Origin of the sequence: Streptomyces showdoensis (genome assembly GCF_039535475.1) — a bacterium.
Taxonomy (GTDB): Bacteria; Actinomycetota; Actinomycetes; order Streptomycetales; family Streptomycetaceae; genus Streptomyces; species Streptomyces showdoensis.
Genome location: NZ_BAAAXG010000002.1, coordinates 307,727 through 326,429 on the forward strand (window position 1 = coordinate 307,727; position 18,703 = coordinate 326,429).

At 73.7% G+C, this 18,703-nt stretch carries 21 protein-coding genes; 8 read left to right on the forward strand and 13 right to left on the reverse strand.

All coding sequences use genetic code 11. The annotated features are described in order from the left end of the window. Positions 1-315 precede the first annotated feature (315 nt). Positions 316-1,017, forward strand: coding sequence for a hypothetical protein (locus ABD981_RS01385; protein ID WP_046911530.1), 702 nt, complete (start codon positions 316-318; stop codon positions 1,015-1,017). Next, a complete protein-coding gene (locus tag ABD981_RS01390) occupies positions 1,014-1,385 on the forward strand; it encodes a peptidase inhibitor family I36 protein (RefSeq protein ID WP_046911531.1) in 372 nt (123 codons plus the stop codon). The genes ABD981_RS01385 and ABD981_RS01390 overlap by 4 nt, the downstream gene beginning before the upstream one ends. A gap of 70 nt (positions 1,386-1,455) precedes the next feature. Here ABD981_RS01390 and ABD981_RS01395 read toward each other — a convergent pair whose 3' ends face one another. The 5 genes from ABD981_RS01395 to ABD981_RS01415 form a co-directional block, all read right to left on the reverse strand. Then, the gene (locus ABD981_RS01395) at positions 1,456-2,190 is read right to left on the reverse strand and encodes a rod shape-determining protein (RefSeq protein ID WP_123955142.1); all 735 of its coding nucleotides are present in this window, start codon (positions 2,188-2,190) and stop codon (positions 1,456-1,458) included. A gap of 104 nt (positions 2,191-2,294) precedes the next feature. Then, complete coding sequence (locus tag ABD981_RS01400; RefSeq protein WP_046911533.1) at positions 2,295-3,482, reverse strand: globin domain-containing protein; 1,188 nt, start codon at positions 3,480-3,482, stop codon at positions 2,295-2,297. An 84-nt stretch (positions 3,483-3,566) separates the two neighbouring features. Then, on the reverse strand, positions 3,567-4,013 hold the full coding sequence (locus ABD981_RS01405; RefSeq protein ID WP_046911534.1) for an RrF2 family transcriptional regulator: 447 nt from the start codon (positions 4,011-4,013) through the stop codon (positions 3,567-3,569). Positions 4,014-4,049: 36 nt separating this feature from the next. Continuing rightward, positions 4,050-4,844, reverse strand: a complete 795-nt coding sequence (locus tag ABD981_RS01410; RefSeq protein WP_240495461.1) for a hypothetical protein — start codon at positions 4,842-4,844, stop codon at positions 4,050-4,052. Positions 4,845-4,987: 143 nt separating this feature from the next. Then, positions 4,988-5,392, reverse strand: a complete 405-nt coding sequence (locus ABD981_RS01415; RefSeq protein WP_046911535.1) for an SHOCT domain-containing protein — start codon at positions 5,390-5,392, stop codon at positions 4,988-4,990. A gap of 164 nt (positions 5,393-5,556) precedes the next feature. On the opposite strand from ABD981_RS01415, the gene ABD981_RS01420 reads away from it, so the two are divergent. Further along, the gene (locus ABD981_RS01420) at positions 5,557-6,003 is read left to right on the forward strand and encodes a DUF6325 family protein (protein ID WP_046911536.1); all 447 of its coding nucleotides are present in this window, start codon (positions 5,557-5,559) and stop codon (positions 6,001-6,003) included. 11 nt (positions 6,004-6,014) lie between these two features. Continuing rightward, the gene (locus ABD981_RS01425; RefSeq protein WP_046911556.1) at positions 6,015-6,359 is read left to right on the forward strand and encodes an SHOCT domain-containing protein; all 345 of its coding nucleotides are present in this window, start codon (positions 6,015-6,017) and stop codon (positions 6,357-6,359) included. Positions 6,360-6,369: 10 nt separating this feature from the next. On the opposite strand, the gene ABD981_RS01430 is transcribed toward ABD981_RS01425, so the two are convergent. Beyond that, complete coding sequence (locus tag ABD981_RS01430; protein ID WP_046911537.1) at positions 6,370-6,825, reverse strand: peroxiredoxin; 456 nt, start codon at positions 6,823-6,825, stop codon at positions 6,370-6,372. Between the two features lie 34 nt (positions 6,826-6,859). Continuing rightward, positions 6,860-7,438: a PadR family transcriptional regulator gene (locus ABD981_RS01435; RefSeq protein ID WP_046911538.1), complete on the reverse strand. Its 579-nt coding sequence runs from the start codon at positions 7,436-7,438 to the stop codon at positions 6,860-6,862. 438 nt (positions 7,439-7,876) lie between these two features. Between ABD981_RS01435 and ABD981_RS01440 the strand changes: the two genes are divergently transcribed. The 4 genes from ABD981_RS01440 (at position 7,877) to ABD981_RS01455 (ending at position 10,872) form a co-directional block, all read left to right on the forward strand. Further along, complete coding sequence (locus ABD981_RS01440) at positions 7,877-8,362, forward strand: SRPBCC family protein (protein ID WP_046911557.1); 486 nt, start codon at positions 7,877-7,879, stop codon at positions 8,360-8,362. Positions 8,363-8,450: 88 nt separating this feature from the next. Continuing rightward, positions 8,451-9,014, forward strand: coding sequence for an MBL fold metallo-hydrolase (locus tag ABD981_RS01445; RefSeq protein WP_046911539.1), 564 nt, complete (start codon positions 8,451-8,453; stop codon positions 9,012-9,014). Between the two features lie 183 nt (positions 9,015-9,197). Beyond that, positions 9,198-10,511 (forward strand): L,D-transpeptidase, encoded by a 1,314-nt coding sequence (locus tag ABD981_RS01450; RefSeq protein ID WP_345527479.1) that lies wholly within the window; start codon positions 9,198-9,200, stop codon positions 10,509-10,511. A 43-nt stretch (positions 10,512-10,554) separates the two neighbouring features. Beyond that, positions 10,555-10,872 carry a CU044_2847 family protein gene (locus ABD981_RS01455; protein WP_046911540.1) on the forward strand — a complete coding sequence of 106 codons (318 nt, stop codon included), beginning with the start codon at positions 10,555-10,557 and terminating at the stop codon, positions 10,870-10,872. Positions 10,873-10,908: 36 nt separating this feature from the next. On the opposite strand, the gene ABD981_RS01460 is transcribed toward ABD981_RS01455, so the two are convergent. The 6 genes from ABD981_RS01460 to ABD981_RS01485 all read right to left on the reverse strand — a co-directional run bounded on the left by ABD981_RS01460 (position 10,909) and on the right by ABD981_RS01485 (position 18,635). Then, the gene (locus tag ABD981_RS01460) at positions 10,909-11,406 is read right to left on the reverse strand and encodes a DUF6069 family protein (protein ID WP_046911541.1); all 498 of its coding nucleotides are present in this window, start codon (positions 11,404-11,406) and stop codon (positions 10,909-10,911) included. Between the two features lie 130 nt (positions 11,407-11,536). Further along, positions 11,537-14,059 (reverse strand): ATP-dependent Clp protease ATP-binding subunit, encoded by a 2,523-nt coding sequence (locus tag ABD981_RS01465; protein ID WP_046911542.1) that lies wholly within the window; start codon positions 14,057-14,059, stop codon positions 11,537-11,539. A 133-nt stretch (positions 14,060-14,192) separates the two neighbouring features. After that, positions 14,193-15,605, reverse strand: a complete 1,413-nt coding sequence (locus ABD981_RS01470) for a threonine/serine exporter family protein (protein ID WP_123955146.1) — start codon at positions 15,603-15,605, stop codon at positions 14,193-14,195. 53 nt (positions 15,606-15,658) lie between these two features. Beyond that, a complete protein-coding gene (locus ABD981_RS01475) occupies positions 15,659-16,474 on the reverse strand; it encodes an ABC transporter permease (RefSeq protein WP_046911543.1) in 816 nt (271 codons plus the stop codon). A gap of 49 nt (positions 16,475-16,523) precedes the next feature. Beyond that, a complete protein-coding gene (locus ABD981_RS01480; protein ID WP_046911544.1) occupies positions 16,524-17,426 on the reverse strand; it encodes an ABC transporter permease in 903 nt (300 codons plus the stop codon). Positions 17,427-17,435: 9 nt separating this feature from the next. After that, complete coding sequence (locus ABD981_RS01485) at positions 17,436-18,635, reverse strand: ABC transporter substrate-binding protein (protein WP_046911545.1); 1,200 nt, start codon at positions 18,633-18,635, stop codon at positions 17,436-17,438. Between the last annotated feature and the right edge of the window lie 68 nt (positions 18,636-18,703).

Consider the following 18,703-nt stretch of genomic DNA (forward strand, 5'->3'; position numbering starts at 1 on the left):
TGTGACGGTGAAGGGGCCCGGTGCCCTAGGTCCCCCCCCAAGTGGCGACCGCCCTTCCGCTACGTCACGGCAATCGGCCCCGGTTGGAATCCCCCGTCCAACCGGGGCTTTGTCGACTCCGGGCGCAGGCCTCGCACGCCCCGCACGCCCCCTGAGCACCCTCTTGGCGGCGCGTGCCCCGGCGTGTCCGACCCCTTCGAGTGAGTCGTACGGGCCCTCCGCATGGCCGGTACGGCGCCGGGCATTGATCGCCACGAACGGCGGCGAGCACGCCGTCCGACCGCCCCGATCAGGCCCGCCACCAGGGGGAACCCCATGCGTCACGGAATCCGCAGCGCACTCGTGACGGCCGCGGCCGCCCTCGTCCTGGCCGGCTGCGCCACCGTCCGGCCCGGCCTCCCGGGGCCGCCGGCCGCCACCACGCGGCAGGAGCAGGACCGGCTCCTCCGGTCCGTCGAGCACCGCCTCGTCGCCGACTGCCTCGACGACCGCGGCCTCGCCCTCACCACGCGTGCCCGGGCCCCCGCGGAGGACCGCCGGCTCGAGGCCGCACTCTTCGGCAGCGGACCCCGCGAACTCTCCCTGACCCTCGCCGGCGGGCTCACCGTCACCGCCAACAGCGACGGCTGCGTCGCCACCGCCCGCGCGAGCCTCTACGGCGACCAGTCCCGCTGGTTCCGCGCCCAGGTCACCGTCGACAACCTGCACGCCGAGGCCCAGGCCCGGATGAAGGACGACCCCGCGCACCGGGCGGCCCTCGACCGCTGGACCCGGTGCGCCGCACCGGACGGCGAGCCGCGGGACGCCCGCCCCGACCCGATCCTCGCCGAGCGCTGCTCCCGCGAGAGCGGACTCGCCGACGTCCGGGCCCGGCTGGAGCCCGTCGAGCTGGCCGCGGTGCGCACCCTGCACCGCGACCAGGTCACCGCCTACGAGCAGCTGCGCGCCCGCGCGCTGCGGCGGGCAGCCGCGCTGTCCGCGACCACCCCCACGACGAAAGGCAACGACGCTTCATGAAGCGATTCCTCGGCTCCACCGCCGCCGCCGTGCTCGCCCTCGCCGGCGGACTCGCGCTGACCGCACCGGCCGCCGCGGCCGAATGCCCCTCAGGGGAGTTCTGTGTGTGGCAGGACGCGAACTTCGGCGGCCAGCGGGCCAACTGGAGCGGCGACGACGGCTGGTGGGAGAGCTGGATCGCCGACACCGACTCCTCCTGGGCCAACCACGGCATCTCGGGCCCGGGCATCAAGGACCACGTCCGGGTCTACGAGAGCGCCTGGCAGGGCGGCTCGATGACGGTCTGTCTGGCCCCCGGTCAGGAGGTCGGGTCCAACGGCGCGGCCAACGACCGGGGCGACTCACACATCTGGGCCACCGGCTGCTGAGCCCCCGCCGGACGCCCGCGCCCCGCCCCCTAAGCTCCGGGGAGGCGGGGCGCGGCGTTCCGCCGGACGGTCAGCCGCGCGGGCCGCCCGGGTGTCGCAGGGCCGAGGAGAGCAGCAGTCCCGCGCCCCGCACCGTGCTGGTGGCCGGGTCGTTCGCCAGACGCAGCCGGACGCCGAGGCGCAGGGCGAGGCGGCTGGTCAGGTCGAGACGGAGCGCACCGCCGCCGGTCACCAGGACGCCGCGGCCCAGCGCTCCGCGGACCGCGCCCGTCGAGTCCCGCCGCCACAGGTCCACGACCATCTCCGCGGCCGCGTGCACGACCGCCCCCGGCGAACCGCCCGCCTCCGCGAGGTCGTCGAGGCCGACCTCGGCCAGGCGGGCGTCCTGGACGGCGCCGTCGACGAGCAGGGTGACCTCGGTCAGCTCCGCCCCCAGGTCGACCACGAGCAGCGGGCCGCCGCCCGAGGGGCCCGCGTAGGCCGCGGCCGCGCGGGCGCTGTTCACCGACACGATCCGCGCCGGACCGAGCCCGGCGACCATCCGCCGGGCCTCCTCGCGTTCCGCCGGGCCGGCCAGCACCGGGTGGCAGAGCATCACGACGGCCTCGTCCATCGTTCCGCCGAACGCCGACTCGGCGACCTGGCGGAGCAGCCGCCGGTGCGGGGTGGCGTCGGTGACCCGCCCGCGCCGCACCGGCCCGCTGGGCACGTCCGCGACGACGCCCGCGCCGGGTGCCCACACCCGGGTGCGTGAGCTGCCGATGTCCAGGGCGAGCCCGCGAACCGCCTTCTGCGCCGTACCCATCCGCCCGCTCCTGCCACTGATCATGAGGTGATTTAGCGGCATCACTATGCAATATCCCGGGCGATAAAGCTATGGCCCATCGGATTGCAGGAAGCTGCAGCCGGTCAGGCCTCGCCGCCCAGCCACAGGTCGGGGCCGAAGACCTCGTAGTGGACCGCCGCCGGGGCCACCCCGCGGGCGAGCAGGTCGCCGCGCACCGCGCGCATGAAGGGCAGCGGGCCGCAGAGGTAGGCGGTGAGGTCCGTCGGCAGGTCGAGTTCCGCGATCCGGGCCCGGCCGCGCCCGGCGTCGGCGGCGCCCGGTTCCTCGTACCAGAGGTGCAGCGAGCCCTGCGGCAGCGCGTCGACCAGGCGGCGCAGCTCCTCGCGGTGTGCGTGGCTCTCGGGGGAGCGGTCGGCGTGGACGACGGTCACCGGGCGGTTCGAGCCGGTGGCCGCGAGGTGGTCGAGCATCGCCAGCATGGGCGTCGAGCCGATGCCGGCGGAGGCGAGCAGCAGCGGACCCTCGCCCTCGGGGAGGACGAGGTCGCCGAACGGCGCCGAGACGGTGAGCCGGTCGCCGACGGCCGCGTGCGCGTGCAGCCAGGACGAGACCTCGCCGGCCGGGTCGCCGTCGACCCGCTTGACGGTGATGCGCCATTCGGGTCGGCCGGGCGCGGCGGAGAGGCTGTACTGGCGGATCTGCCGGGCGCCGTCGGGGAGCGTGACCTGGACGCTGACGTACTGGCCGGGGCGGAACGCGCCGGCCGGCCGGCCGTCGACGTGGCGCAGCACGAAGGAGGCGGTGTCGGGGGTCTCGGTGCGCCGTTCGGCGATCTCCATCGGCTGCCACACCTGCCCCTCCGCGACGCCCTGCTCCTGGTAGAGCCGGGCCTCGATGGCGATGAGGGCGTTGGCCATCAGCCAGTACACCTCGTCCCAGGCGCGGGCGACCTCGGGCGTCACGGCCTCGCCGAGCACGGCGGCGATCGCGGCGAAGAGGTGCTCGTGGACCACCTTGTACTGCGCGGAGGTGACGCCGAGCGAGGCGTGCTTGTGGGCGATCCGGGAGAGCATCACGTCGGGGCGGGCCCCGGGCTGCTCCAGCAGCGCCCCGGCGAAGGCGGCTATGGAGCCGGCCAGGGCCTTGCGCTGGTCGCCGGTGGCCTGGTTGCCGCGGTTGAAGAGGTCCCGCAGCAGCTCGGGGTGGGCGGCGAAGAGCCCCGCGTAGAACCGTTCGGTGATCTCGTCGAGCGCCCCGCCGACGGCGGGGAGGGTGGCGCGGACGACCGGGGTGGCCTGCTCGGACAGCATGGCGGCTCCATAAGTGGTAGATGATCTACGTATTTAAAGAGGTGTGGAAGCCCCGCGGGTGCGCGGGGGAGTGGCGGGGCTCGGTCAGTCGGTGCGGCGGCCCGCGGACAGGGCGACGAGCACCGGGCCGGTGGGGGACTCGACCAGCTCCGCGACGGTCAGCGGATCGAGGGTGCGGTAGAAGGCCTCCTGTGCCTCCCGCAGTGCGCCGCGCAGCCGGCAGGCCGTACGCAGCGGACACGGAGGATCGCCCTCACAGGCGACGACCTCCTCCTCGCCCTCCAGGGTCCGGGCCAGCCAGCCCACCGAGGAACGCCGGCCGAGCTCGGTCAGCGTCAGCCCGCCGCCCCGGCCGCGCCGCGCCTCGACCACGCCGAGGTGCTGGAGGCGCGTGACCACCTTCGCCATGTGGGCGTGGGGGACGGCCATGGACTCCGCCACCTCCCGTGTGGTGGGGGAGTCGTCCTGCCCGGAGACCGCCAGGCGCATCACGGCTCGCAGCGCCAGGTCGGTGAATTTCGTCAACCGCACGGAACGACCGTATCAAAGGCGTATCTGGCATGCGTATTAAGGGTCGGGTTCTCCGTGCCGCCGCTTGTGGTGCCGCCACAGCCACCAGCCGCCGACCGCCATCGACCCCGTGAACAGCGTGATGCCCAGGACCGGCCACTGCCGGTCGGCGATCCGGGCGTCCGTGAGCGCGACCACCGTGAGCGCCACCAGGGGGACGAGCAGGGACAGCACGGCCCGCAGTGAGGCGACCACCATCGCCGGGTCGAGCCGCCCGGAACGGCGCGGCAGCCGCGCCCCGGCGTAGAACAGCGTCGCGCGGTCCGCGACCCGGGCCGTGCTGCGGTGGTACGAGACGGCCATGTACGGCAGCCAGACCAGTGGGGCCACCAGACCGACCAGGAACACCACGACGACGAGCAGCCACTGGCCGATCCGCACGAGGAGCCTGGTCCGCGGGCCCTCCTCGGGGGTGGCGAGGCCGAGCAGTCGGGCCATCCGCAGGACCAGCGCCCACAGGGCGCCGAGCCGCCCCGGCCGCCGGGCGGGTGGCGCGTGCGGGGCGGCGAGCCCGGCCCGCGCCGCGTCGGTGTCCTCGTACACCCCCTGCAGGACGAGCAGTTCGGCGGTCCGCTCGGGGTCGGCCGGATCGCGGCCCTCCAGCGCCGCGAGTTCCAGCATCATGCGGGCCTGGGAGAGGAGGGCAGCGCAGAACGCGAACGGGATGAACAGCATGAACGGCCCGCCCACGAAGGCGCCCTCGGACGTCGCCGCCCGGTTGCCGCGCGCCACGATCCGGGCGCGCAGCCGCTCCGGGGTCTCGTCGGGATGCGCCGTGCGCAGCCGCTCCACCGTCCGGCCGGCCCCGTGGCCCAGCCGGCGGGTGGCGAAGTCGGCGAGGAGTTCCGGCAGCCGGGCCGGCTCCGCGCTCGCCGCGCGCAGCAGCGAGCGGGGGAGGTCCGACGGCGCCTCGTGCTCCTCGCCGTTCCGTCCGGTCAGGACAGGACCTTGGCCTTCGCCTTCTCGAACTCCTCGTCCGTGATGGCTCCCTTGTCCTTCAGCTCGGCGAGCCGCGCGAGCTCGTCGGCGCTGCCGCCGGTGCCTCCGCCCGCCCCGCTGCCCGCGGTCTTGCGGATGTAGTCCTGGAACGCGGCCTCGCTCTCCTGCGCCTGCTTGAGGTCGCGCTTGCCCATCCCCTTGCCACGGGCGATGACGTAGATCAGCACGCCCAGATAGGGCAGCAGGATGCAGAGGATCAGCCAGCCGGCCTTGCCCCAGCCGCTCAGCTCGTGGTCGCGGAAGATGTCCGTGATGACCTTGAAGAGCAGGAAGAGCCACATGATCCAGAGGAAGAACCAGAGCATGGTCCAGAAGAGGTTGAGCAGGGGGTAGTCGTCCATGCCTGTACTCCGTTTCCCGACGGCCTGGAACAGCCGGCGTGAAAGTGATCCTCGCCGACCCCGTGCGGTCCCGCATGTCGTGGCCGGCTCCGGGTGCGGACCCGGCGGGACCGTGTTCGGATGGGCGGGCGCAAGCGAACGGCACTCGTACCAGAGGGAGTCACATGGGGCCGGTGGAATGTCTGGTGCTCGCCTTTCCCGGTGAGCGGCTCAAGGTCGCCGCGGTCACGGCCGTCGCCGACCTGCGCAAGGCGGGGCAGGTGCGGCTCATCGACTCGCTGGTCGTCACCAAGTCGGCCACCGGCGAGGTCTCCGGCTCCGAGCTCGCCGACTACGAGGAGTACGAGGAGGCCGCCGCCGAGATCGGCCCCGAGGCCAACCTGCTCGGGCCGGAGGACGCCGCCGAGGTGGCCGAGACCCTCGAACCCGGCTCCTGCGCCCTCATGCTGCTCGTCGAACACGTCTGGGCGGCCGAGGCCGCCCAGGCCGTCCGCGAGGCGGGCGGGCACGTCGCCGGACGGGTGCCGATCCCGCACGAGTTCGTCGAACAGGCGCGCACCGCCTACCGGGAGGCCGTCGCCACGGCCGCGACCACGGCCGTCAGGAGCTGACCGCGATGTTCATGCGTCGACGTCCCCTCGTCCGCCCGGTCGTCCGGCCCGCGGGAGCCCCGCTGCTGCGCGGCGCGCTCGTCGGCGGCGCCGCCTACGCGGCCGGCCGCAGCGCGGCGCGCAGCTCCCGCCGGGAACAGGACCAGGAACAGGCCATCGCCGACCTCCAGGCGGCCCAGCAGGCGCAGCCGGTCGCGCCGCCCCCGCCGCCGGCCCAGCCCGTCGCGGCGGCACCCCCGGCCGCCGACCCTTCCTCGGTCATCGACCAGCTGACCAGGCTCGGCGAACTCGCCCGGCAGGGCCTGCTGACCCCGGAGGAGTTCACGGCGGCCAAGGCCAAGCTGCTCGGCGTCTGAGGCGGGGAACTCAGCGCACGCGTGCCCTGAGGGCGGCGAGCGCCCGGTCCGCATGGGCGCTCATCCGCAGCTCGCTGCGCACGACCTCCAGCACCTTCCGGTCCTGGTCGATCACGAACGTGACCCGCTTCGTCGGCGCCAGCGAGAAGCCCCGCTTCACCCCGAACCGGTCCCGTACGGCCCCCGTGGGGTCGGAGAGCAGCGGGTAGCCGAGCGAGTGGCGGTCGGCGAACTCCTGCTGCCGCTCCACCTCGTCCGTACTGATGCCGACGGGTCCCGCGCCGACCGCGCGGAACTCGCCCGCCAGGTCACGGAAGTGGCAGGCCTCCGCCGTACACCCGGGAGTCAGGGCGGCAGGGTAGAAGAAGAGGACGACGGGCCCTCCGGCCAGCAGTCCGGAGAGGGAGCGGGGCGTCCCCGTTTCATCCGGAAGAGTGAAGTCCTCGACGATCTCACCGACGTTCATGCGGAGCGACGCTACCGCACGGTAGCCGCGGACGTCACCGGTCCTGGCGCACCCGCGGGGAGGCCTCGCGGGCGGCGAGCACCGCCAGGACCCGCTCGCCCCAGCGCACGTTCTCCTCCTCGAAGGCCCGGCCGCGCATCAGCGTCAGGTACGGGCCGACCCGCTCGGCCTCGCGCAGATAGGTCTCCTCGTCCCGCCCGTCGAGCAGCCACTCGCGCAGCCGCTCGTAGCGCGCGATCTTGCCGCGGGCCCACTCCATCCGTCCGCGCACGTGCTCGCGCACCGCGGCCGTGTCGCCCTCGTCGCAGGCCTGCACCTGCACCATGAGCTCGTCACGCACGGCCGTCGGCCTCGGCGGATGCGCGGTGTAGGCCACGAGGTCCTTGCGGCCGGCCTCGGTGAGGGTGAACATGCGCTTGTTGGGGCGGCGTTCCTGCTGCACCACCCGGGCCGCGATCAGACCGGCCTCGGAGAGCCGGTCCAGCTCCCGGTAGAGCTGCTGCGGCGTGGCCGCCCAGAAGTTGGCCACGGACACGTCGAAGAGCTTGGCCAGGTCGTATCCGGACGCCTCGCCCTCCAGAAGGGCCGCCAGGACCGCGTGCTTGAGAGACATCCGGACAAACTAGCAGTTCGTCCAATAGTTTCCTCCGCACCTATTCACCGATGAAAGCCCTGGTGAGGGGCGGGCGGAAGGGCGGTGCGGGCCGCCCCGCGTGCGCCCCGGAGCGCGTGCGCGACCCCGCGGAGCGCGAGATCCTGGTGCCGAGGAGGAATCCCGCGCACGAGGCGGTACGGAGCTTCCTTGCCGAACGCGGCCTGACGGCCCCCGAGGCGCGCCCCTCGGCCCTGCTCGCGCGGCGGGGACGGTCGGGTCGTGGCCGCGGGGCCGGCAGCGGATCGCGCGGTCGGTGCGCTCGCGCTCCTCCGCCGTGCGGCCGAACGGCTGCCCGTCGCGGTGCGGCGCGGGAGGCCGCGGGAGAAGCTGCACTATCCGAAGGCCGCCCCGGTCACCGCCCCCGCCGACCCGAAGTCCGCAAGGGAGCAAGCTCCGATGGACAGCAACGCGTTCGTCTACACGACGTACATCCGCACCACCCCCGACGAACTGTGGCAGGCGCTGACCGAGCCCGCACTCACCCGCCGCTACTGGGGCGTGGCCTTCGAGACCGACTGGGCCGCCGGTTCCGCCATGGTCTGGGACGAGAACGGCCGCAGGACCGCCGACCCCGAGCAGGTCGTCCTCGACGCCGAGCCCGGCCGCCGGCTCGCCTACACCTGGCACACCTTCACACCCGCCTGGGCCGAGGCGGTCCGGATCGACCCGGAGACCTACGCCCGGCTCGCCGCCGAGCGGCGCTCCAAGGTGACGTTCGCGATCGACCCCGCCGGGGACATGGTCAGACTCACCGTCGTCCACGACGACCTGGAGCCCGACGGCACGATCCGCGGCCTGGTGGGCGAGGGCTGGCCCGCCCTGATCTCCAGCCTGAAGTCGCTCCTGGAGACCGGCGAGGAACTGCCGGAGGTCCCGCGCTGAGCGCGCCGGTGCCCGCGAACGCCCGACCGCCGTCACGGCTCCGGGGAATTCCCCCGAACGGCCCAGCGCCACGCGCTAGCGTGCGCGCATGACCGCCACCGTGACCGTTCTGACCGCCGGCTACGTCGGCCCGCGCACCGCCTCCACCGTCTCCCTGCTCCGCGACGGGGACACCCTCGTCGTGGTCGACCCCGGCATGGTCGCCGACCGCTCCCTCATCCTGGCCCCGCTCGCCGCGGCGGGCGTGACGCCCGAGCAGGTCACCGACGTCGTGTTCAGCCATCACCACCCCGACCACACGCTCAACGCGGCCCTCTTCCCCGCCGCCCGCTACCACGACCACTGGGCGATCTACCAGGACGACCTGTGGACCGACCGCCCCGCCGACGGCTTCGCGCTCTCCCCGTCGATCCGGCTCGCCGCCACACCCGGGCACACCCCGGAGGACATCAGCACCCTCGTCGACACCGCCGACGGTCTCGTCGTCCTCACCCACCTCTGGTGGTCCGCCGAAGGACCTCCGGAGGACCCCTACGCGACCGACCCCGAGGCCCTGCACGCCTCGCGCCGCGCGGTCCTCGCCCTCGGCCCGGTCCTCGTCGTGCCCGGACACGGGGAACCCTTCGCGCCCGGCGCGGCGACGCCCCACTGACTCCCGCACCCGCCCCCGTTGGTGCTTTCGAGTCGTCTCGCGGCCCTCTCCTGCGCCACGCCCGGTCATGTGATCATCTTTTCGGCCCCGGATCGGTTTTGATGCACCCGTCGGACCGGTTCGGCGCAGGTGAGAAGGGGTGGGTGCCCGACGTGGCGTCAATCAACAGCATCAAGGGGTGGGGTGCGCTCTCCCTCGCGGCCGGAGCCGTCCTCGCCGTCAACGCCGCCCGGCCGCCGGCCGGCTACGCCCCCGAGCTCCCCGCGGCCCCCCGCGCTCGTCAGCGTCGACGCCTGCCCCGCCGCGACCGGCGGACCGTGCACCATCCCCCGCCGCACCGTCCTCCTCGACGGCCGCCGGGCCGCCCTCGCCCTCGACGGCCGCACCCCCCGCGGCCCCCTCGGCCTCGCCCTGCTCAGCCCCGGACGGCTCGCCGACGTCACCGTCACCGACCACCAGGGCCGCCGGGTCGCCGGAGCCGTCAGCGCCGACGGGGACCGCTGGACCAGCACGGTGCCGCTCCGCGCCGACGGCCGCTACACCGCGCGCCTCGTCGTCGAACGCACCGACGCGGGACGCTTCCGCCGCGAGCGCGCCCGTCTCGACCTGCGTACCGCGGCGTCGCCGACGGGCGAACGGCTCACCGCCGAACTCGGCCCCGTCCGCGAAGGAGCCCCCGGCGAGGACACCTACGGGGTCGGCCAGCCGATCACCGCCGAGCTCAGCCACCCCGTGCCCGCCGACGACCCGGAGGCCCGGCGCACCGTCGAGCGGGCCCTTGAGGTCCGCTCCACCCCCCGGGTCGACGGCGCCTGGCACTGGGTCGGACCCACCACCCTCCACTACCGGCCGCGCACCTACTGGCCGGCCCGCGCCACCATCCGCGTGCACAGCGCACTCGACCGGGTCCGCGTCGCCGACGGCCTCTACGGCGGCCCCTCCGAACCGCTCACGCTCACCACCGGCGACCACGTCGAGGCCGTCACCGACGTCGCCGCGCACACCATGACCGTGTACCGCGACGGCCAGGTGATCCGCACCATCCCGGTCACCACGGGCAAGGCCGGCTACCGCACCCGCGAGGGCGTCAAGGTGGTCCTCGGCAAGGAGGCCACCGTCCGCATGCGCGGCGACTCCATCGGCATCACGCGCGGCAACAAGGACTTCTTCGACCTGAAGGTCCGCTGGGCGACCCGGGTGACCTGGAGCGGCGAGTACCTGCACGCCGCCCCCTGGTCGCTGGACGCGCAGGGGAGCGAGGACGTCAGCCACGGCTGCACCGGCATGAGCACCGAGGACGCGGCCTGGTTCTTCCACACCGTCCGCGAGGGCGACCTCGTCCGGGTCGTCAACGGCCTCGGCGAGCCGATGAGCCCCTTCGACAACGGTTACGGAGACTGGAACCTCAGCTGGGCCGAGTGGCGCCGGGGCAGCGCCCTCGGTCCCGCCGCCCCCGCCGGCCCGCACGCCTCCGGAGCGCTCAGGCCCGCGCTCTGAGCCCGGACCGGCCGCTCACCCCCGTACGTACCGAGGAGTGACGATGACAGCGATGACCAAGGTCGAACTCGCCGACGGCGTGATGTACGTGGAGGTGGAGACGCTCGTCGCCGAGTCGGCGTCCGACGAGCTCGAAGGCCTGCACGACCGGCTGCCCGACCTGTCGGGTGTCACCGCCGCGCTGTCCTCCCTCGCGGGACAGCTCGGCGACGCCCTGCACCAGGCGGCGCCCGACCGCGCGGTGGTCGAGTTCGGCTGCCAGCTCGGCGTCGAGGCGGGCAAGCTCACCGCGCTCGTGGTCCAGGGGACCGCGACCGCGAACATCAAGGTCACCCTGGAATGGGACAAGAACCGGAGCTGAGGCGGACCTTCGCGGGGAGCCGTCCGAAGGGCCCGGTCAGTCCCCGCGGACCGCGCCCCGGGCGACCGCCGAGAGCAGCGAGCCGATCGTGACGCCGATCGCCAGGTAGACCGCGGCCGTCCCGATCTTCGCGTCCAGCGGCAGCCCCGTCGTGAACGGCAGCAGCACCATCACCACCGTCGCCAGGCCCACGATCCAGGAGAAGAAGCGGCCCGGCTGGGGCGTGCCCAGGATCAGCAGGTGCAGCAGGGCCGTCGCCGCGAGCGCGGCGACGGCGGCACCGCCCGCGAGCAGTCCGGTGGAGGCGTCGCCCATGGCGCCGTCGCCCTCCGGCGCGAAGACCGGGATGCCGAGCACCCCGCGCACCAGGAGCACCCCCACCACCGCCATCAGGGAGGCCACGACCGCGGTCATCACCCCGCCCGACCACAGCCGGGCCGGGTCGAGCCGAGGCCCCCGGGCGGGCTCCGGGACGGGGCCCCGGGCGGACTCCCAGGTCGACGGCGGTCCGTAGGGCGACTGCTGCGGGTCCATGGGATCCCCTCCGGTGGAACGGCGGATGCGTCCCTCCGATCGTCACCCGGCCCGGACCCGCCGCAAGCCGGGCGGGTCCGAACGGGCGCGTACCCGGGGACGCGCACCGGGGATGGCGAACCGGGGGGCCTCAGGCCTCCGCCGCGGCCTCCGCCGGCTTCTCGATCCGGCACACGAGCGCGTCGTTCTGGATGTCGGCGACCACCTTGTCCCCGGGGTCGGCCTCGCCGCCCAGCAGCAGCGAGGCGATCCGGTTGTCCAGCTCCGTCTGGATCGTGCGGCGCAGCGGCCGGGCGCCGAACTCCGGCTGGTGCCCGTGGGCGACGAGCAGCTTCTTCGCCGCCTCCGTCACCTCCAGGTCCAGCCCCTGCGCCCTGACCCGCCGCTTGCTCTGGTCGATCAGCAGGTCGAAGATCCGCGACAGGTCCTCCTCGCCGAGACCGTGGAAGATGATCGTCTCGTCGATCCGGTTGAGGAACTCGGGCCGGAAGTAGTCCCGCAGGTCCTGTTTGAGCTCCTCGCGGATCTCCGAGACGTCGCCGTGGTGGGCCAGGATCCGCTGGGCGCCGATGTTCGAGGTCATGATGACCACGCAGTGCCGGAAGTCGACCGTACGGCCCTGGGCGTCGGTGAGCCGCCCGTCGTCCAGCACCTGGAGCAGCGTGTTGAAGACGTCCGGGTGCGCCTTCTCCACCTCGTCGAAGAGCAGCACGCTGTACGGCTGGCGGCGCACCTTCTCGGTCAGCTGGCCGGCCTCCTCGTGCCCCACGTACCCGGGCGGCGCCCCGACCAGCCGGGAGACCGTGTGCTTCTCCTGGAACTCGCTCATGTCGAAGCGGATCAGCCGGTCCTCGTCGCCGAAGAGCAGCTCCGCCAGCGCCTTGGCCAGCTCGGTCTTGCCGACGCCCGTCGGGCCGAGGAAGAGGAAGGAGCCCACGGGCCGCTTGGGGTCGCCCATGCCCGCCCGGTTGCGGCGCACGGCCTGGGCGATCGCCACGACCGCCTCGTCCTGGCCGACCACCCGGCTGTGCAGGGCGTCCTCCAGCTTGAGCAGCCGCTCCTTCTCGTTCTCGGTCATCTGCGTCACCGGGATGCCGGTGCGCCGCGACAGGACCTCGGCGATGTCCGCGGGCGTCACCTCCAGGACGCCCTCGCGGCGCTCCTCGATGCCCGCGAGCTCGCCCTCGACCCGGGCGATGTCCTGCTTGATGCCGTTGGCGCGCTCGAAGTCCTCCGCCGCCACCGCTTCGTCCTTCTCGCGGCGCAGCTTGGCCAGCCTGTCCTCGCGCTCGACCGCCTCGGTGGACCGGCCCAGCGAGCGCAGCCGCACCCGCGCGCCGGTGTGGTCCATGAGGTCGATCGCCTTGTCGGGCAGGAAGCGGTCCCGGACGTAGCGGTCGGACAGCTCGGCCGCCGCGGCCAGGGCGTCGTCGCCGTAGCGCACCTGGTGGTGGGCCTCGTAACGGTCCCGCAGGCCCTCCAGGATGCCGATGGTCTCCTCGACGGTCGGCTCGGGGATGAGCACCGGCTGGAAGCGCCGCTCCAGGGCCGCGTCCTTCTCCACGTACCGCCGGTACTCGTCGATCGTGGTCGCGCCGACGACGTGCAGCTCGCCCCGCGCGAGGGCCGGTTTCAGCATGTTGCCCGCGTCCATCGCGCCCTCGCCGGCGGCGCCCGCGCCGACCACGGTGTGCAGCTCGTCGATGAACAGCACCGTCGAGTCGGCGGCCTCCTTCACCTCGTCGATGACCTTCTTCAGCCGCTCCTCGAACTGGCCGCGGTACTGCGCCCCGGCGACCAGCCCCGAGAGGTCGAGGGCGACGACCCGTCGGCCCTCCAGGGTGCGGGGCACCTCGCCCGCGACGATCCGCTGCGCGAGGCCCTCGACGATCGCGGTCTTGCCGACGCCGGGCTCGCCGATGAGCACCGGGTTGTTCTTCGAGCGGCGGGAGAGGATCTCCACGGTCTGCTCGATCTCCTCGGCCCGGCCGACCACCGGGTCCAGCTTCCCGGCCCGGGCCTCCTCGGTGAGGTCCCGGCCGTACTCGTCCAGGGTCGGCGTCTTCGACTCGGGCTTCGCCGCCGGCGGGGCCTCGGCTCGTACGGCACGGTCGGCGGTGGAGCGCAGCGTCCCGACGTCCGTGCCGTACGAGCCGAGCAGCTTGGCCGCGGCCGAGGACGGGGTGTCGAGGAGCGCGCCGAGGATGTGCTCGGGGCCGATGTACGAGACCCCGGACTCCCGCGACCGTTCGTAGGCGCGCAGCAGCACCCGCTTGGCGGCCGGCGTGAGTCCGGGCTCGGCGGACGGCACCCCGCTCTCGCCGGGCAGCACCTCGGCGACGGCCCTGCCCAGTTCGTCGGGGTCGGCCCCGCCGCGGGCCAGCAGCCCGCGGGCCGGTTCGACCTGGGTGCACGCCCACAGCAGGTGCTCGGTGTCGAGGTCGGAGCTGCCGTCCTCGGAGGCCTTGTCGGTCGCCCGGCCGAGGAGCTCGCGGGCCGAGTCGGTGAGCAGCCGTCCGATCGGCACCCGCTGGACGGCCGGGGGAGAGGCCGCGGGGGACGTGCCGAAGAAGCGGTTGAGCAGGTCGTTGAAGTGGTCGGAGCCGCCGAAGGGGTCGGAACCCCCGAAGGATCCGAAGGGGGACATGGTCATGGAGTGCCGTCCAGATGCGTCGACTTCCGGGCAGTTCTTGCTCCACTGGACCAGCAACGGGCGCCCGCCACCCGCCGGAGGGCGGTCACGGACGGTGGCCGGGCGCGGGCCGGACCCCTGGCCGTACGGGGGTTCAGCCCTCGCGGACCGGCCCGGAACCGGTGCCGTCCCCTCCGCCATCCGGGTCAAGCAGCCCGGCCGGGGACGGTTCGCCGATCCGCAGCCGGGTCCTGCGCTGCAGCCCCGCGCCGACGAGGACGCCCAGTGCGATGGCGGCGACGGTCACGATGGTGTTCACCAGGCTCGCCAGGCCGCCGTTGGTGTCGCCCTCGACGATGATCTCCGAGACGCTGGTGAGCCCGACCGCGCCCGGCACCAGCAGCCAGAAGCAGGGCAGGAAGACCACCTGGTCCGGTGTCTTGGAACGGCGCTCGATCCAGCCGGCCATGGGCGGCAGCAGCACCCCCGCCGCGAACGCGCCGAAGGTGACGCCGCCCAGTTCGCCCGCCGCCGACTGCACCAGCCGCTCGGCCAGCAGGGCGGCCAGCAGCCAGCCGGTGACCCGCGGCGGCGCCGAGAAGTAGAGCAGGAAGCCGAAGCCGAGGAGCAGCACCCCGACCCAGGGCGCCCAGGCGCCCAGCGCCTCGGACGGCGGCGTGCCGGCCGGCCGGGCGCGCACCAGCTCGGTGCCCACCAGGATGCCCAGCGCGAGCAGCAGCAGGACGTTGACGGCGCCCGCGAGCCGGGCGATGCCCGACAGGGCCGCGCCGGTGGCCAGTTCGATCGCGCCGAGGGTGAGCGCCGCGCCCGGCAGGAAGGCGATCAGCGGCGGGATGTAGAGGACGGTGGGCTGCTCGTGCAGGAGCGGGCCCGCCCAGCGCAGCGAGACGGCGGTGACCAGGATCGCCGTGACCACCGGCAGCGCCGAGCGGCCGGCCGGCAGCCGGTCCCCGAACAGCCGCAGCAGACCGACCCCGAGTCCGAGGACGGCGTAACCGGCGACGGCGGCCACGGTGGCGTGCCGCATCGCGCCCAGACCCACCGTCAGCAGGACGTAGCCGAGCACGGTGGTGGCCGGGCTGAACCGTTCGGGCTGTTCCCGCTCGGCCCGCAGCGCCGCCCGCACCTCCTCGAACGGCAGCCCCTCCTTCCGCAGCCGCTCGACCAGCGACTGCAGCGCCTCGACCTGGTCCAGGCGCAGGTCCGGCCCCTCGACCGGCGCGAAGTCCAGCTCCCCGCCCCGCCCGTCGGGGCCGCCCCCGACCCGGACGAAGAGCCCGGTCGGCACGACGAAGCAGCGGACCCGCATCCCGTACCGGGCGGCGACGTCGTGGAGGGCGGCCTCCACCTCGGCGGTCCGGCTCCCGGCCCGCAGCAGCTCCGAACCGAGCTCGCACAGCAGCGCGGCGAGGTCCCGCAGCCGCTCCCGGCCCGCGTCCTCGGCCTCCGGCAGGGTGAGCGTGCCGGGGGCGCGGCGGCGCAGCGGCCGCAGCGAGGCCGCCCGCCGGGCGAGGGCGCGCAGGTCGAAGGAGGGCAATTGCCGCATTCCGGAAAGCTAGCAGCACGCCACCCGGTTCGCGCCCGGCACCGGCCGGGGCCTCAGACCCGTCCGCCGCCCGCCGTGTCCGAGGACAGCCGCTGCGCCGCGTAGATCGGGATCACCGACAGCAGCACCAGCAGCGCCGCCACCACGTTCACGACCGGCGCCTGCTGAGGCCGCGTCATGTTGTCGAAGATCCACAGCGGCAGGGTCCGCACCCCGGGACCGGCCGTGAAGGTGGTCACCACGACCTCGTCGAAGGAGAGCGCGAAGGCGAGCAGCCCGCCCGCCAGCAGCGCCGAGCGCAGCAGCGGGAAGGTGACGTCCCGGAAGGTGCGGAAGGTGTGGGCCCCGAGGTCCATCGCCGCCTCCTCGTAGGAACCGGGCAGCCGGCGCAGCCGGGCCGTCACGTTGTTGAAGACGACCACGATGCAGAAGGTCGCGTGCCCCACGATCACCGTGAACAGTCCGAGGCCCACCCCGAGCGGCGCCAGGACGGTCCCGAAGGCGGAGTTGAGCGCGATGCCCGTGACGATGCCGGGCAGCGCGATCGGCAGCACCACCGCGAACGAGACCGCCTCGCGCCCGAAGAACCGGTGCCGCTGCACGGCGAAGGCGATCAGCGTGCCGAGGACCAGCGCGATCGCGGTCGCGGCGCCGCCCGCCCGCACCGAGGTCCACAGGGCCTCGCGGGCCCCCTCGTTCGCCCAGGCGGCCGCCCACCAGTCCAGGGTGAGCCCGGGCGGCGGCCAGCTCGCCGAGCGGTCCGGGTTGAGCGAGCCGACGAGCACGAGCAGCAGCGGCAGGTAGATCACCGCGAAGCCGAGCCCGGCCGCGGTGCGCAGCGCGATCCGGGCGGGACGGGAGAGGTTCATCGGGAGCGGTCCTTCCGCGGACGGGTCCGGCTGACGGTTCGCGGCCCGGTCACAGGCTGCGCAGCGCCCCGGTGCGCCGCACCGCGAGCAGGTAGAGCACGATGACGGCCACCGGCACGGTGCCGAGCGCGGCGGCCAGCGGCAGGTTGAGGGTGACGTTGGAGTAGACGAGGTTGCCCAGCAGCTGGGTCTTGCCGCCGACGATCTGCACGGTGATGTAGTCGCCGAGGCTCAGCGAGAAGGTGAACACCGACCCCGCCGCGACCGCCGGCCACACCATCGGCAGCACCACCGAGCGGAAGGTCCGCCCCGCCCGCGCCCCGAGGTCGGCCGAGGCGTGCAGGAGGTTGTCCGGGAGCTGCTCCAGGGCCGTGTGCAGCGGCAGGATCATGTACGGCAGCCAGAGGTACGTCAGCACCATGACCGTGGCGGTCAGCCCGTACCCGGGTCCGCTCAGGCCCAGGGGGCGCAGCGCCCAGTCGAGCGGTCCGCCCTCGGACAGGATGAGCCGCCACGCGTACACCTTGACCAGGTAACTGGCCCACAGCGGGGTGAGGATCGCGACCACGAGCAGCGGGCGGCGGCGCGGGCTCGCCACCCGGGCCGTGTAGAACGCGAGCGGGAAGGCGATCAGCGCGCACAGCACGGTCACGGCCAGGGCGACGCCGACCGTGCGCAGGGCGACCGTCCGGTAGACCGGCGAGGAGACCAGCTCCTGGAAGTTCTGCCCCGACCAGACCCGCACCACCTCGGAGGTGAAGGAGTCGGTGGTCCAGAACGCGGAGAGGAACAGCGCGGCCAGCGAGCCGAGATAGGCGAGCACCAGCCACAGCAGCGGCGCCGTGAGCAGCGCGGCGAGCCGGACCCGGGGCCTGCGGTGCAGGGCCCCGGCGAGCCGTCGGACGGCACCGGCGGCTCGGGGGGCGGCGGGGGTCGGGGAGAGGACGGTCATGGGACGGCGTCAGCCCTTGATCTCGTTCCAGGCCTGCACCCACTTGGCGTACGGCACGCACGTGGCGTCCGTGCGCCCGTCGAGGCACTGCTCGATCGGCGTGGTCCAGAAGTGCACGTTCTTCCAGTAGGCCTCGTCGCTCGCGTGGAAGGTGGCGCAGTGCGCCTTGTCCGCGGTCTCGGCACAGGACTTGGCGTTGGCGGGGGCCTCGCCGAAGTACTCGGCGACCTGGGCGTTGGCCTTCGGCGAGACGATCCAGTCGAGCCACTTGTAGGCGCAGGTGGGGTGCTTGGCCTTCGCGGACACCATCCAGGTGTCCGACCAGCCGGTGGAGCCCTCCTTCGGCAGCACCGCCTCGACCTCGGCGCCCTCGGCCTTCGCCAGGTTGGCGATCACCTGCCAGCTGGTGCCCACGACGGAGTCGCCGCTCTTGAAGGCGGAGATCTCCTTGAGGTAGTCGCTCCAGTACTCGCCGACGTGCTTGTTCTGCGCCTTCAGGAGCTCGACGGAGGCGTCGAACTGCTTCTGGTCGAGCGCGTACGGGTTCGTGATGCCGAGCTCCGGCTCGGTCGCCTTCAGGTAGAGCGCGGCGTCGGCCAGGTAGATGGGCGAGTCGTAGGCGGTCACCTTGCCGCTGTGCGCGGACGCCTTGTCGAAGACGGCCGACCAGGAGTCGGGCGCGGGGGTGACCTTCTTCTTGTCGTACATGAGGAGGTTGGCGCCGCGGCCGTGCGGGATGCCGTAGGAGACTCCCTTGACGGAGTTCCACTCCTTGTTCTTGAGCCCGGCGAAGACGTCCGCGTAGTTCGGCACCAGTGCCGTGTTGACGGGGGCCGCGTCGCCGGCGGCGATCAGCCGCAGCGAGGCGTCGCCGGAGGCGGAGACGGCGTCGTACTCACCGGTCTTCATCAGCGCGACCATCTCGTCCGAGGTGGCGGCGGTCTTGGCGTTGACCTGGCAGCCGGTCTGCTTCTCGAAGGCGGTCACCCAGTCGACCTTGGGGTCGTTGGAGCCGTCCTCGACGTATCCGGCCCAGGCGACGAGGTTGACCTGGCCCTCGGGTGCGCCGAGTGAGGTCGGCGCCTTCAGGGCGGGCGGGTGGAGGCCGCCGGACTTCCCGGACCCGGCCTGGTCGGCGGAGCCGCAGGCGGTGACGAGGAGCAGTCCGGAGACGGCGGCGGCCGTCAGGAGCGAGCGGTGCAGGCGCACGGGGTTCTCCGTTGCGTGAGTGTGCGGTACGGGGAGTGGTGCGGTACGGGGGTGGTGCGGGAGCCGGC

Bases quoted from the DNA above. Each gene is read 5' to 3' on its own strand.
- ABD981_RS01470 (WP_123955146.1), bottom strand. From the start codon at position 15,605: ATGCGGCAATTGCCCTCCTTCGACCTGCGCGCCCTCGCCCGGCGGGCG.
- ABD981_RS01480 (WP_046911544.1), bottom strand. From the start codon at position 17,426: ATGACCGTCCTCTCCCCGACCCCCGCCGCCCCCCGAGCCGCCGGTGCC.
- ABD981_RS01400 (WP_046911533.1), bottom strand. From the start codon at position 3,482: ATGCTGTCCGAGCAGGCCACCCCGGTCGTCCGCGCCACCCTCCCCGCC.
- ABD981_RS01445 (WP_046911539.1), top strand. From the start codon at position 8,451: ATGACCGCCACCGTGACCGTTCTGACCGCCGGCTACGTCGGCCCGCGC.
- ABD981_RS01435 (WP_046911538.1), bottom strand. From the start codon at position 7,438: ATGTCTCTCAAGCACGCGGTCCTGGCGGCCCTTCTGGAGGGCGAGGCG.
- ABD981_RS01415 (WP_046911535.1), bottom strand. From the start codon at position 5,392: ATGGACGACTACCCCCTGCTCAACCTCTTCTGGACCATGCTCTGGTTC.
- ABD981_RS01460 (WP_046911541.1), bottom strand. From the start codon at position 11,406: ATGGACCCGCAGCAGTCGCCCTACGGACCGCCGTCGACCTGGGAGTCC.
- ABD981_RS01425 (WP_046911556.1), top strand. From the start codon at position 6,015: ATGCGTCGACGTCCCCTCGTCCGCCCGGTCGTCCGGCCCGCGGGAGCC.
- ABD981_RS01420 (WP_046911536.1), top strand. From the start codon at position 5,557: ATGGGGCCGGTGGAATGTCTGGTGCTCGCCTTTCCCGGTGAGCGGCTC.
- ABD981_RS01455 (WP_046911540.1), top strand. From the start codon at position 10,555: ATGACAGCGATGACCAAGGTCGAACTCGCCGACGGCGTGATGTACGTG.
- ABD981_RS01465 (WP_046911542.1), bottom strand. From the start codon at position 14,059: ATGACCATGTCCCCCTTCGGATCCTTCGGGGGTTCCGACCCCTTCGGC.
- ABD981_RS01395 (WP_123955142.1), bottom strand. From the start codon at position 2,190: ATGGGTACGGCGCAGAAGGCGGTTCGCGGGCTCGCCCTGGACATCGGC.
- ABD981_RS01475 (WP_046911543.1), bottom strand. From the start codon at position 16,474: ATGAACCTCTCCCGTCCCGCCCGGATCGCGCTGCGCACCGCGGCCGGG.
- ABD981_RS01390 (WP_046911531.1), top strand. From the start codon at position 1,014: ATGAAGCGATTCCTCGGCTCCACCGCCGCCGCCGTGCTCGCCCTCGCC.
- ABD981_RS01385 (WP_046911530.1), top strand. From the start codon at position 316: ATGCGTCACGGAATCCGCAGCGCACTCGTGACGGCCGCGGCCGCCCTC.
- ABD981_RS01440 (WP_046911557.1), top strand. From the start codon at position 7,877: ATGGACAGCAACGCGTTCGTCTACACGACGTACATCCGCACCACCCCC.
- ABD981_RS01430 (WP_046911537.1), bottom strand. From the start codon at position 6,825: ATGAACGTCGGTGAGATCGTCGAGGACTTCACTCTTCCGGATGAAACG.